The organism is Collimonas sp., from assembly GCF_044339385.1.
GTDB lineage: Bacteria > Pseudomonadota > Gammaproteobacteria > Burkholderiales > Burkholderiaceae_D > Collimonas.
Genome location: NZ_JBIIVN010000063.1, coordinates 1 through 12,548 on the forward strand (window position 1 = coordinate 1; position 12,548 = coordinate 12,548).

Here is a 12,548-nt window from a genome sequence, read left to right on the forward strand (position 1 = left end):
GCCAGTATTTAGATGACTGGCTCACTGAGCAACATCAGGAAAAACAGGCGGCATAAAAGCCACCTGTTGGACGACGAAAAATCGAGGGAAGCTCACTCCCCAAGTTACTGCAAGAGCAGCGCCTGCCGTTCACCATCAAGATAGTCAGAGATGAGCTGGCGCTTCACAAAGCGGTGGGTATCCGCTACGCCGCATATAACCGCCACTTGCCGAAATTAGCCGAAAACCTGATTCGATTCGAAGACGCCGATCTTGCCAAGGATACGATTGTCTTGTTAGCGGAATCGAAGCTCGACGGCTCGCCGTTAGGAACGATGCGTATTCAGACCAATCATTATCATGGGTTGGGGCTGGAGCAATCGGTGACCTTGCCAGATTGGCTGCAAGGCCGACATCTGGCAGAAGCCACGCGGCTGGGAGTAGCACTCGGCCAGGCCGGGAAGGTAGTAAAGACTTTGCTTTTCAAAGTATATTTTGAGTACTGCGTTGAAAATGACATTGACTGGATGGTAATCACCGCGCGCTCCCCGCTGGACCGGCAATACGATGCATTGTTGTTCCAGGATGTCTTTTCCAAGCGTGAATTTATCCCGATGCAGCATGTAGGCAATCTTCCTCACCGGGTAATGGCTTTTGAGGTGGCGACGGCAAGACAGCGTTGGGGCGCTGCATCGCACCCGTTATTTGCCCTGATGTTTGAGATGCGTCATCCGGATCTGGTGCTTTACGAGTCGCCCAATGCGCCGGGCGAAATTAAAACTGTGCTCAATAGTCGTCTTGTCGGTAGTGGTGTGGTCGGGAAGCGATAAATCGGTCGATTAAACGTTCGAACCAGTTTTTTTGTTGTTTGTCCCGAGAGGGTGCTATTGTTTGAAAAAAAACAATGTGTCTTTTTGTTACAGTACGGTAGAACCCTCTCACTCTGGAAATGAAATTTATGTGGTTATTTCATGCCGATACGTCGAAAAGCCGTATTACTGCTCTGAAGTCCCGAGATTGGACAGGGTTTTATTTTTCGGTCGTATTGGTGCTGGCGTTGATCATCGTGTTGACCGTGATGGCGTTTATTACGCTTGACAGCCGCTTTGGGCACCGCAATCCTGGCCCGTTATTGTTTCATGCCTTGAGTGATCCCGAGCAGCGCTTGCAGCCCGAGCAGGCGTTTGAGCAACTGTCGCGCGCGCCGTTGCAGGCGCATCACGATACGCAATTGTTGGAAACCCCTTTCTGGTTCTCGTTCCCGGTATCGCGGAATGATGCCAATACACAAACTGAAATTGAACTGCCGTCGCGACACGCGCGACAGATAAGCTGCTGGGAATTTACCGGGGCGCGTTTGTTGGGTATCGCTAGCCGCGATCTGCTGGAAGGGCAGATTCGAGCGGAAAAAACCGGCTTTGTCCTGATGCTCGGGCATGTCCCGGCCGCCACCAATGTGTTATGCAAAGGGTCTTTCTCCGGGCCGGCACGGATTTCGGTGCGGCAATGGGATAGTCAGGAATTTGAGCAATCGCAGAACGAGTTCTATCGCGGTATCGGCTTGCTGGAGGGTGGATTACTGACGCTGACTTTGTTCGCGCTGGTAGCCGCACTGATCAATCGTGAATGGATGTATGTCCTGTTTGCGGTCTGGCTGCTGGGTAATTTACGTCTCGGCGCCAACGCCATGGGCTGGGATGCACATTGGCTTATCTGGACCATTCCAAGCCAGTGGTTGCCATGGCTGCGGCAGTTTACCTTCGCTACCTATTACATCGTGACATTCACCTTGTTTGGCAGATTATTTCAGGCCGAATTGAGACAGGTCGGGTTTGCTTTCCTGCAGGATGTTTTGCGCTGGCTTGGGTTGATATTGTTGGGCGCCGCGTTGGCTTTGCCATATCATCAGTTTCTCCCAATACTGTGGGTCTGGACCGTCGTCGGGATCCTTATTCTGGTGTTCTTGCTGGCCCGGATTGTCTGGTTGGCCCCTACCCGGGCGGTGCTTTGGTACTGCGCCTCCATGTTCGTCGTGTTGTTTACCAGAGTGGAGGAAGTTGTCGCCGCCGCATTTGGCATCAAAACCCTGGATGAAGTGCCGAATAACGTGATTGCGGCGTTGTTATCGAGCTTGATGGCCTCGTTTGCTTTCGCCGAACAGATGCGAGCGGGGAAGCGCGAATTGGCGATCGCCCAGGCCGAGTTGCGAACGACCTATGACGTTACACCGATCGGATTGTTTACGCTGGATGCCGAAGGCAGGTTTGTACGCACCAATCTCGCTTTGGAAAAAATACTCGGACGAGATGGGGCGGACCAGCAGTTAAAAAAATGGGATGATTATTTCCGGCCTGGTGCGCGCGATAAGCTACTCAAGATTGTCTCGGGAACGGAGGGTAATGAAGCCGAACTGCGCGGAATTGCTGATCCTGAGGGGCGAGCCAGTTTCTACTTGGTCAGAGCGACTTTCGCCAATGGCCGGATTGAAGGTTCTTTGCAGGATATTACGGACCGTTCGCAGGCTGTTGAGCGGCTGCGCTTTCTCGCCGAGCACGATCCGCTGACCGGTGTACTCAATCGGCGCGGCATAGAAATATTGCTGGAACAGGCAATCGGCGGCAAATGTAACGATCGTCCGCCGGCGTTGGCCTATCTCGATCTGGATCGTTTCAAGCTGATCAATGACTTGTTCGGCCATCAATCCGGAGATGAGGTCCTGAAGCAACTGTGCGATCGCGTCCAACAATCTCTGGATCAGAACAGTCATATCGGCCGCATCGGCGGCGACGAATTCATCATCTTGTTTCAGGATGTAAAAATTGAAGATGCTACAGCGATATGCTCATCCATCATCCAAAAGATCAGTCACCAGTCTTATCACATCGGAGCTCGCGCATTCCAGGTGAAGGGATCGATCGGACTGGTCGAAGTAGATAGCAGCATGCGCGTGCAGGACGCTATTTCTGCAGCCGACCGCGCATGTCGGGAAGCCAAGAAGGCGCATGAAGAACATATTGTGGTGTGCCACAAGAATGCGCCGGTATTCCTGGAGCGGCTGGAGGAGTTGAGTCTGATCGAAAAACTGGGCGGCGAGTTTCTGCCGGCCGGCTTGTTTGTTGAGATGCAGCCGATTATGTCGCTGCGCGAGCCGGAAGAGTCGTTGAATTTCGAGGTGCTGCTAAGGCTGCGCGATGCCGACAACCGGGTCGTGCCGGCGACCAAGGTGATCGCGGCGGCGGAAGAGAATGGCAACATTGGCGAGATTGATCGCTGGGTCATGTCGACCGTGCTGGATTGGCTGACGAAACATCATTCCCAATTGACGCGGACAAAATTTGTTTGCGTCAATTTGAGCGGAGCCTCGCTCAACGACGAAAAATTTGTTCAGGATATTTTTACAATACTTCATCGTCATCTGCCGGTGGTGCCGTTGCTTTGTATCGAAATAACCGAGAGCGTTGCTTTGCGCGATCTGGAGCATACCAGCCGTTTTATTGATCGCTTGCAGGCTCTCGGCGCCAAAGTCGCGCTGGACGATTTTGGCGCAGGCTATACGTCTTTCACTTATTTGAAGAGTCTGTCGGCCGATGCGCTGAAAATTGACGGCGCGTTCATTCAAAGCATGAATACGCATCCCGCCAATGAGGCGATCGTTGAAGCGATCGTCGAGCTGGCGCGCAATCTCGGCATGAAGAGCATTGCCGAATGGGTCGAGGATTGCGCGATGATCGAGACCTTGGAAAAATTGGGGGTCGACTATGTGCAAGGCTACATCGTCGCCGTGCCGCAAGCGCCTGATTCGATACTCGCCGCGCACTCTGTGGCAAGTTTTATTACCGATGCCGGATTACTGCGCTACGTGGCTAATCGGCGTGTCGGCGGCACTGTCTGGGCGACTGGCTTAGATGACGATTTCCCATCTTCTGGTTTGCACTAGAGCAAACGTTGTTTATGCGCTCGCGCGCAATGAGGAAAAATGTAAAATGCAGGGCGGGCTTGCCTTCAAGTCCGCTTCAACTACATTGCAAAGCAGAGATCCTCATGAGCGCAACCCTTAAACATATCGTATTGTGGAAATTAAAAGAACAGGCGGAAGGTGCTGACAAGGCGAGCAACGCAGTGAAACTCAAAGCTTTGCTGGATAGCTGTGCAGATATTGTGCCGGGCATTCTCAAATTTGAAGCGGTGATAGCCCAGCCCGGTTTAGAGGCGACATACGATGTCATCCTCAACGCCGAATTTGTTTCGCTCGAAGCTCTTGAGGCGTATCAGGCACACCCAACTCACGTTGCGATCAGGCCATTCGTCGGCGCAGTGCGTGAAGCGCGCCAGTGTATCGATTATCTGAGCTGATACTGTGCCCAGACTGATTGGTCCCGGGTTATCGGATTGCCGTCAGGCGCGGTGAAGTGCAGCTAAGTACGACTAAGTACGATTAAGCGCAACTAAGCGCAACTAAGCGCAACTAAGCGCAACTATTTTCATCGACTCTTACAGATGTTTCCTTCGCATATTTTCCCTATCGATAATCCTTTCCTGCGCTATCTCGGCGTTGAGTTCGTCTCCATGGGTGACGGCGCCGCCGAATTGGCGCTGACGCTGCGCCCGCATCACATGAATAGTTGGCAGGTTACTCATGGCGGGGTATCGATGACCATGCTGGATGTAGCTATGGCGCTGGCGGGGCGGTCACTTTACCCGCAAGCCGACGCGGCGGTAACGGTAGAAATGAAAACCAGCTTTTTACAGCCGGCCGGCCAAAGCAGCGCACGGCTGGTCGCCAAAGGCAAGGCGTTCCATCAATCCACGACCATGTGTTTTTGCGATGCCGAGCTGTGGCACGGCGCGCATCTGGTGGCGAAAGCAATGGGCACTTTCAAATACATCAGGCATCAGCGCGCGGCTCTCAAGGTTAAGCCGGGCTGACGCAATCGACCTGAATCGCAAGTTATATCAACGAGTTAAACCATGACACTTCATCTGACAGTAGATAACTGGGCGGCGCAAAAAGTCGACGCCCGCGCAGTGCGCTTCGACGTATTCGTGATTGAACAGAAAATTCCGGTTGAGCTGGAATGGGACGACATGGATGAGCATTGCCTGCACGCAGTTGCGTATAACGAGGCTGGGCATGCCATCGGCACCGGGCGCTTGCTCCCCGATGGCCATATCGGCCGCATGGCTGTGCGTGCCGCCGGGCGCGGACAAGGCGTCGGCGCATCGATCTTGCAGGCATTGATGGAAAAAGCCAGACAACGTGGCGACACAGTTGTGATACTCAATACCCAGACTCAGGCCGAAGCTTTCTACCGCCGCCATGGTTTCAGTCGCGACGGCGATGAGTTCTATGAAGCCGGGATTGCGCATATCTGTATGCGCCACGAGTTCGCCTGATGTTCCCTGATGACTCAATGACTGATCGCCCGCTCACGCAGTCGCTGGCAGGCTACCAATCTGTGGGCCTACCAGCTTGCCGGGTCGGTACCGAGCGGCACCGACGGTCGCGCCCAGTAAGGCGGGGTTGCCGATAATTGTGCGGCATGCGAGACGCTGGTCAGGCGACCGAAGCCTGAATCGCTGTGTTCCAGCAGATCCTGCACGTGCTCGAAACCGCTGTCGGCGGTTGCCAGACCATTGTCGATGCGGCCGAGTTGGCGCAGCCATTGCCCGGTTTGCGCCAGCGATACCCGCACATGCCAACTGCCGCCTTCGGTTACCCGTCTTGCCAGCGCGCTCATGGCGCCAGCCGCCATCAGGTAGCCCGCCGCATGATCCAACACCTGCATCGGCAGCGGCTTCGGTTGTTGGCTATGCGCAGCGAGCGCTTCGGCATGATTGAAGCCGCTGGCCATCTGCACCAGAGAATCGAAACCGCGTCGTGCGGCCCAGGGGCCGGCATGGCCGTAGGCCGATAGCGACACATAAATGATTCCAGGCCGTTTTTTTGCCGCCGCTGACGGCCTGAAACCCAAGCCGTCCAAACCACCCGGGCGATAGCCTTGCACAAAGATGTCGGTATCACGCAGCAGGTCACTCAGCGCGACGCGGTCTTCTGCCTGACGCAAGTCCAGCTGGCACGAGCGTTTGCCACGGCCGGTATCAATCACCAGCGGGCCGATTGCGGGCAATTGCGGCGCCGTCACCAACAGAACCTCGGCACCGTGCACCGCCAAGGTGCGGCCGCATACCGGTCCGGCGATGATGCGGGTCAGATCGAGTACCCGCACGCCATCCAGTGGTCGCTGCAAAACTGCCGGGGGCAGCGCTTGCGGCGGCGCAGCGCCAATTTTTTCGATACTCAGCAGCGGCAGGAGTTTTAGCGCCTGACCTTGAGGATGACGATCCCATTCGTCGAACGTCCTCATGGCGGCCACTACCAGACCGGCGTTGGCGGCGGCCTCTTCAACATCTTCAGCTTTCCATTTTTGCAATGCCAGTCCGACGCTGGCGCGCGCATATTCGCACTGCAGCAGTTTTAGCAGGCCATCGCGATGGTGGGGGAAATTGCTGTGCAGGCGCACCCAGCGGCCATCGCCGCAGCAGTAGCTGCCAGCGATCTTGTCCCAAATTTCGTCGCTGCTGGCGCCATTGACGCGAAAGTAGCGTTCACTGCGGAACTCGGCCACGGCATGGCGCATGTCGACGCTGACCTGCTGGTGGATTGCGCTGCGCAGGTACCATAGTTACGCCGCGGCTAATCCTGCTGCTGCGATACTGGCCTGGGCCGCGGTGCCGACCGCAAACGATGAGGGCAAGACCGGATCGCTGCCACTCAGAAAAACCCGCGATAAGGCGGCATCCTGTTGCCCAAGTGCGTGCCAGACCTGCCGTAAGGCTTGGCGTGGATCAGGTGTTGTTTGTGCAGAATGCGGAATCGACGATGACGACGGCATACTTCGCTCTCCTGAAGGATGTGTTGCGGTGCCGAAGTTATTCAATGCGATCGTATCAATGACATTGCATAGAATACTACGGCGCTCTTACTGCGGCCCGGGAAAAATTCTCTCGTGTAGCATGGCGCTGCCGTTAGCTTGTATCCTGATCAGGGTTGAAGCGCGGGTGCCGTAATCGGGCGACTCGATGAAGACCGCTGACAGCACGCGCTCGCGTTCGATGCCAACACCGGTCGACGGCAGACGGCAATCGCCGGCGCGGGTAGTGTCTGTCAACATCTCAAACAAACAGGCATCGGGCGCGCCTTGGCATAGCAGGCTGGCAAATTGCGCTTTGGTGCGTACCACTTTGGGCCAGCACACATCCAGCAGGGCGTTCGAGATGCCGTAAATACCTGGCGTCAACGGCTGGTCGTTGCGCGGGTCGGTTGCGCCTTTGTTCGAGTACCAGATTAATTCGTTGCCGTCGCCGACCAACAGGTTGAAGCCGTTGTACTTACTGGAATCCGGACTGATTTGGCCGATATACTCTGCGGCACTCAATTTGCTGCCGAGGAAGTCGGCGACCAGTCTGCCGCGCGTAGGCGCATCGCTGCGCCGTTCCGCTGGTGTCCGCACATTTGTGATGGCAGCAAAACGGCCGCTGCGGGTGATACCGATCCAGGTGCCGCCATCCTGCAGGTCGCGGCCGGCGTAGATATTGGGTTGATCTTCCCACCAACTGGCCGGCGCGCTGGGGCGCGCATAGAATTCATCGCGGTTGGCAGCGGCTACCAGCGGCTACCAGCGGCTACCAGCGGCTACCAGCGGCGAACCCGGGATCACTTGCCACGCAAATACAATCAAGCACATGATGAAATGTTTGCAAAAAGTTCACTGTGACGAGGGCCTTCGATAAACCTGGCGAGTTCGTGCTGGACTGCTGCCTGTTCGACAATTTGTGCAAAATCCGGCGGCACCGAAGCATAGACTTCCATCCAGGTATGGCGATCATCCTCGATCTCTGGGCGGCGCTTGAGAGCGCTGACAACCCGGTATTGTTGCGATAAGCCAGCTTGCATTGCCGTCGCAGCACTGTGGAATTGCTGAGCCTTGGCGGCAGCTACCCAGTAATAGACATAGAGATCGTTGCTCATGCTGCGCTTACGCCGGTTGCTCGGAGGCAGTCACATCGACAATCGCATATGGCAAGGTGCCGATTTCCAGTTGCGGCCCATCTGCCGAACCGAGATGGAAGCTGCCACCGTCTTCCAGCGCCGCCAGTTTGATCTCCACCAGGCACGCACTGTGGGCGGCGCCATTGGCCTCGGCATTGACAATCATGCCGCACGGTTGTCCCGGGTCGGCGCTGGAGAATACCTCGGTTGCGGCAGCAATATCGACCGCTGCCGCCCGCGCCAGCACGGTACGACGCTTCAATTTACCCAGATACTGGCTGCGGGCGACGATTTCCTGTCCCGGATAGCAGCCTTTCTTGAAATTGACCCCGCCCAAGACTTCAAAGTTGATCATTTGCGGTACAAACTGTTCTTGCGTCAAAGCAGTGATTTGCGGGACGCCAGCCAGGATTTCAGTCAGGCGCCAGCGCCGGGCATCTAACGCCGGCAGGCTTTGCGTCAGTTGTGGCCATGCGGTAATGGCGATGTCGGGACTGGTGATCCATTGATAACGTGCAGTGTTTTCGACATCGGCGACGCGTATCAGCGTGCCGTTGCTGTTGTCGATCTTGGCATACGGCTTGTCGGGTAACGTCGGGAACCAACGCGCTAGTGTGGCATTTGCTGCATTGCCGGCCAGGCCAAGTATGGCGTGGCTGTCCGAGGCATCCGCCAGTTTTGCTTTGGCGCGCATGACAAACATCTGCAAACGTTTTTGCAGCGTTGTCTGCAGGTTACGCGGCAATTGCAGCAGGATGGCATCGCCGGTCTTCCACATCAGGAAAGTCGCCAGCAGGCGTCCCTTCGGCGAACAATAGCCAGCCAAGCGGGCTTGCTCAGCAGAAAGGCCTTGGACGTCATTGGTTAATTGCGTATGCAGGAAGCTGGCGGCATCTTCCCCGCTCAGTGAAATCAGGCCGAGATCGTTCAAGGGCGCAACAAAACTCTGGTTCGCATCGAAGGCGGCAGGTACGGCAGAGAGCGATTGTTGCTGCAGGAAACTCTGCCAAGCATTTGTTATTTCATTCATAAATTGTGGGCAATTTCATTTCAGCGATTATCATATTGGGTTGATTATAGTGATGTCGCAAAAAAGGCGTTGGGCTTGCCCCGCTTTTGCGAATCCACAGAAACCATTGGGAGCGACCAGTCTTGTTTAAAAAACTATTGTTGAGCTTGATCCTGCTGGGTTGTTTAGCGAGTGGCGGCATGGTTTACTGGACAAAACAGCCGGTTTTCGATGCCGGCCAGCCGCGCCCCTTCACGATCAAGCCGGGCAGTGGCTTGGCTAGTTCCGTGCAGCAAATTGCTGATGCTGGAGTTGGCGTCAATCCCGAGTTGCTGGAATTGTTGGCGCGTGCCACACGGCAAGGGGGCAAGCTGAAAGCTGGCAGCTATGAGTTGAAGCCAGGTGCGACGCCATTGCGGCTACTGACGCAATTGGTGCGTGGCGAATTTGCGCAAGAGTCGTTGACCATCATCGAGGGCTGGACGTTCCGCCAGATGCGTCAGGCGGTAGCGGCGCAAACGTCGCTAAAACATGATGCGGCAGCATTGTCCGATGCCGAGTTGCTGGCCAGGATTTCGCCCGACTACAGCATGCCGGAAGGACTGTTTTTCCCGGATACCTACCTGTTTGCCAAAGGTTCCAGCGATATGCAGGTCTATAAGCAGGCGCACAATCTGCTGCTCAAGCGTCTCAATCAGGCTTGGGAGGGGCGTGACGCCTCGGTGCCTTACAAGACGCCTTACGAAGCCTTGATCATGGCATCGATCGTTGAAAAGGAGACCGGCCGTCGCGCCGACCGCAATACCATCGCCGGGGTGTTCGTCAACCGGCTGAAGATCGGCATGTTGTTGCAAACCGATCCGACCGTGATCTACGGCATGGGCGAGCAATATCAAGGCGTCATCCGCAAGCGTGACTTGACCACCGATACGCCGTATAACACCTATACCCGCGCTGGTCTGCCGCCGACACCGATTGCCCTGCCAGGGGTCGAATCGATAGAGGCGGCGATGCATCCGGCGCGAACTGACGCACTATATTTTGTCGCCAAGGGCGATGGCAGCAGTCATTTTTCAAGTAACCTGGACGAACATAATCAGGCGGTAAATCAATATCAGCGATAGAGTGGCCGACGATGCACGATAATCGCAGCTGCGCATGGCGACAATCGTCTCGCTGTTTTTTCAAGAATACACAGGCAACGCAATGGCATTAGGAAAGTTCATTACATTTGAAGGCATCGACGGTGCCGGCAAATCGACCCATATTGGTTTCGTCGCAGATCTGCTGCGCGCGCATGGGGTCAATGTCGTCACCACGCGTGAACCAGGCGGAACCGCGCTTGGCGAGGCATTACGGGAGGTACTGCTGCATCAGAAGATGCACCTGGAAACCGAGGCGATGCTGATGTTTGCCGCACGCCGCGAACATCTGGCGCAAGTGATCGAGCCAGCCCTCGGACGTGGCGACTGGGTGATTTCAGATCGCTTCAGCGATGCCACCTTTGCCTACCAGGGCGGCGGCCGGAAATTGCCGCTGACAAAACTGGATGCATTGGAGCAGTGGGTGCATCCGCATCTGCAACCGGACCTGACTCTGCTGTTCGATGTGCCTCTGGAAGTGGCGCGCAGGCGCCTTGATGCAACACGAACACTGGACAAGTTTGAACAGGAGAAGGCCGATTTCTTCGCCGCCACGCGGGCTGAATATCTGCGTCGAGCCGCGCAGTTTTCGCAACGTTTTCGCATCATTGACGCCACCCGGACGATTCCCGAGATCCAGCAAGAGCTGGCGCAGATTGTCGCCGCTCTGGAAGTGTCGGCGGCCTGATGCATCAACGAGTCAATTGCTGCGCCATAACAATGCCGCCGACCATGTCTATCAGCGAAACACACATCAATGAGTAACTCCTTGTTCCCTTGGCAGGAAGGCGTCTGGCAGCAGTTGCAGCAGATGCGGACACGCCTGCCGCACGCGATCCTGTTCCACGGTGCCGAGGGCATTGGCAAGACTGTTTTTGTCGAACAGTTCGCGCAGTCGTTACTGTGCGAACAGCCGCAGGCCGATGACCATGCTTGCGGCAGTTGCGGTTCTTGCGGCTGGTTCGCCCAATACAACCATCCCGACTATCGTCGGGTGCGTCCGGAAATTCTGGATGGCGACGAGGCTGTTGACGGTGATGATAGCGAGGCCGGTGACGCCAAGAAGAGCGCCAAGTCGACCAAGGCACCTTCCAAGGAAATCAAGATCGACCAGATCCGAGCCTTGGCTGGTTTTATGAATATCTCGACGCATCGGCAGGGACAGCGCGTGGTGTTGCTGTATCCGGCAGAGGCGTTAAATACGGCCTCTGCCAATGCTTTGCTAAAAACATTGGAAGAGCCGCCACCGAATACCGTGTTCCTGTTGTGTTCCAATAGCTTGGATCGCCTGTTGCCGACTATTTTGTCGCGTTGCCGCAAGTTTGCCATGCCGGTGCCGTCACTGGTGGCAGCGTTGGCGTGGTTGCAAGCACAGGGTTTGAAAGAAGCCGATGCCAGATCGTTGCTGGCAGAGCAGGGAGGCGCACCGTTGACGGCTTACGCGCAGTCGCAAAGTGATGGCCGTGCGCTGATAGACGAATTTCTGGAACATCTGACCCAGCCCGGCATCGATGGCGCCTTGAAATGCGCGGAGCATTTGCAGAGAACCCCGGTTGTTGAACTGGTCGGCTGGCAGCAGCGCTGGCTTTACGACCTGTTTTCTCTCAAAATGTTCGGCACAATCCGGTATTATCCTCGCTATGAGAAAGCGCTTGCAGCGCTGGTCGCCAGAGTTGAAACCGGCGCTTTGCTAAGGGCGTTAAAAACAACTGGCGAGCGTCGTGCGATTGCGGAACATCCGTTGGCGGCGCGACTCTTTATTGAAGAGATGCTGCTTGATTACGCCGCTATGTTTGCTTGAATATTGAAAGGATCAAGATGGCAGAAAATTCGACGGGCACGCCCGAGCCGATCAAATTGGCCCGACCTTCGGTGCTATCTCTGGTAATTAAGGAAAAGTCGGCGCTGTATGCGGCTTACATGCCATTCCTGACCAACGCCGGTATTTTCGTGCCGACCAACAAGACCTACCATCTTGGCGACGAGATTTATCTGATCCTGAGTCTGGTGGACGACGCTGCCAAATATCCGATTGCGGCCAAGGTGGCATGGATCACACCGAAAAACGCTAACAACAACAAGGCGCAGGGGGTAGGCGTGCACTTTCCCGACGACGACAGCGGCCACCGCTTGCGCAAACGTATCGAGGAAATCCTCGGCTCGGCATTGGGCTCGTCACGGCCGACACATACTTATTAAATTTGTTAACACCTTAAAAACCACGTCCTAAGGACGTGGTCATCGACTGAGCTTCCCCCGAAATTTAGTCTTCCATAGGTAACGTAAAATCAACGATCCTTTGGAAAGACCAGCAATGAAGAAGATACCAAAACAGATGTACACGGCGGAGTTCAAGGAGCTAGCCGTG

Annotated in this window: 11 protein-coding genes and 2 pseudogenes; 9 read left to right on the forward strand and 4 right to left on the reverse strand. The window is 55.7% G+C overall.

The annotated features are described in order from the left end of the window. The first annotated feature begins 173 nt into the window (after positions 1-173). From ACIQ0R_RS06450 to ACIQ0R_RS06470, 5 genes are all read left to right on the forward strand, one after another. Positions 174-809: an N-acyl amino acid synthase FeeM domain-containing protein gene (locus ACIQ0R_RS06450; protein ID WP_395825161.1), complete on the forward strand. Its 636-nt coding sequence runs from the start codon at positions 174-176 to the stop codon at positions 807-809. Between the two features lie 128 nt (positions 810-937). After that, positions 938-3,916: a putative bifunctional diguanylate cyclase/phosphodiesterase gene (locus tag ACIQ0R_RS06455; protein ID WP_395825164.1), complete on the forward strand. Its 2,979-nt coding sequence runs from the start codon at positions 938-940 to the stop codon at positions 3,914-3,916. A gap of 104 nt (positions 3,917-4,020) precedes the next feature. Beyond that, a complete protein-coding gene (locus tag ACIQ0R_RS06460) occupies positions 4,021-4,332 on the forward strand; it encodes a Dabb family protein (protein ID WP_395825167.1) in 312 nt (103 codons plus the stop codon). Positions 4,333-4,476: 144 nt separating this feature from the next. Continuing rightward, positions 4,477-4,905: a PaaI family thioesterase gene (locus ACIQ0R_RS06465; protein ID WP_395825170.1), complete on the forward strand. Its 429-nt coding sequence runs from the start codon at positions 4,477-4,479 to the stop codon at positions 4,903-4,905. Between the two features lie 42 nt (positions 4,906-4,947). After that, entirely contained in the window at positions 4,948-5,373 is a 426-nt protein-coding gene (locus ACIQ0R_RS06470; protein WP_395825173.1) for a GNAT family N-acetyltransferase, read from the forward strand. Positions 5,374-5,441: 68 nt separating this feature from the next. Here the strand turns inward: ACIQ0R_RS06470 and ACIQ0R_RS06475 are convergent. From ACIQ0R_RS06475 to ACIQ0R_RS06490, 4 genes and pseudogenes are all read right to left on the reverse strand, one after another. Then, positions 5,442-6,872: pseudogene (locus tag ACIQ0R_RS06475) on the reverse strand (CoA transferase). An 87-nt stretch (positions 6,873-6,959) separates the two neighbouring features. Then, positions 6,960-7,724, reverse strand: a pseudogene (locus ACIQ0R_RS06480) (NRDE family protein). Further along, the gene (locus tag ACIQ0R_RS06485) at positions 7,715-8,008 is read right to left on the reverse strand and encodes a DUF4936 family protein (protein WP_395825175.1); all 294 of its coding nucleotides are present in this window, start codon (positions 8,006-8,008) and stop codon (positions 7,715-7,717) included. The pseudogene ACIQ0R_RS06480 and the gene ACIQ0R_RS06485 overlap by 10 nt, the downstream one beginning before the upstream one ends. Positions 8,009-8,015: 7 nt before the next feature. Continuing rightward, positions 8,016-9,059 (reverse strand): YgfZ/GcvT domain-containing protein, encoded by a 1,044-nt coding sequence (locus ACIQ0R_RS06490; RefSeq protein WP_395825178.1) that lies wholly within the window; start codon positions 9,057-9,059, stop codon positions 8,016-8,018. Positions 9,060-9,181: 122 nt separating this feature from the next. Between ACIQ0R_RS06490 and mltG the strand changes: the two genes are divergently transcribed. From mltG to ACIQ0R_RS06510, 4 genes are all read left to right on the forward strand, one after another. Then, positions 9,182-10,162, forward strand: a complete 981-nt coding sequence (gene mltG / locus ACIQ0R_RS06495; RefSeq protein WP_395825180.1) for an endolytic transglycosylase MltG — start codon at positions 9,182-9,184, stop codon at positions 10,160-10,162. 82 nt (positions 10,163-10,244) lie between these two features. Further along, positions 10,245-10,868, forward strand: a complete 624-nt coding sequence (gene tmk / locus ACIQ0R_RS06500) for a dTMP kinase (protein ID WP_395825183.1) — start codon at positions 10,245-10,247, stop codon at positions 10,866-10,868. A gap of 69 nt (positions 10,869-10,937) precedes the next feature. Continuing rightward, positions 10,938-11,981 carry a DNA polymerase III subunit delta' gene (locus tag ACIQ0R_RS06505; RefSeq protein WP_395825186.1) on the forward strand — a complete coding sequence of 348 codons (1,044 nt, stop codon included), beginning with the start codon at positions 10,938-10,940 and terminating at the stop codon, positions 11,979-11,981. Between the two features lie 17 nt (positions 11,982-11,998). Then, on the forward strand, positions 11,999-12,379 hold the full coding sequence (locus ACIQ0R_RS06510; RefSeq protein WP_395825189.1) for a PilZ domain-containing protein: 381 nt from the start codon (positions 11,999-12,001) through the stop codon (positions 12,377-12,379). Positions 12,380-12,548: the final 169 nt, after the last annotated feature.

Excerpts from the sequence above, each read along its gene's own strand:
- ACIQ0R_RS06505 (WP_395825186.1), top strand. The coding sequence starts at position 10,938 with ATGAGTAACTCCTTGTTCCCTTGGCAGGAAGGCGTCTGGCAGCAGTTG.
- ACIQ0R_RS06455 (WP_395825164.1), top strand. The coding sequence starts at position 938 with ATGTGGTTATTTCATGCCGATACGTCGAAAAGCCGTATTACTGCTCTG.
- ACIQ0R_RS06490 (WP_395825178.1), bottom strand. The coding sequence starts at position 9,059 with ATGAATGAAATAACAAATGCTTGGCAGAGTTTCCTGCAGCAACAATCG.
- ACIQ0R_RS06470 (WP_395825173.1), top strand. The coding sequence starts at position 4,948 with ATGACACTTCATCTGACAGTAGATAACTGGGCGGCGCAAAAAGTCGAC.
- ACIQ0R_RS06460 (WP_395825167.1), top strand. The coding sequence starts at position 4,021 with ATGAGCGCAACCCTTAAACATATCGTATTGTGGAAATTAAAAGAACAG.
- ACIQ0R_RS06485 (WP_395825175.1), bottom strand. The coding sequence starts at position 8,008 with ATGAGCAACGATCTCTATGTCTATTACTGGGTAGCTGCCGCCAAGGCT.
- tmk (WP_395825183.1), top strand. The coding sequence starts at position 10,245 with ATGGCATTAGGAAAGTTCATTACATTTGAAGGCATCGACGGTGCCGGC.
- ACIQ0R_RS06510 (WP_395825189.1), top strand. The coding sequence starts at position 11,999 with ATGGCAGAAAATTCGACGGGCACGCCCGAGCCGATCAAATTGGCCCGA.
- ACIQ0R_RS06465 (WP_395825170.1), top strand. The coding sequence starts at position 4,477 with ATGTTTCCTTCGCATATTTTCCCTATCGATAATCCTTTCCTGCGCTAT.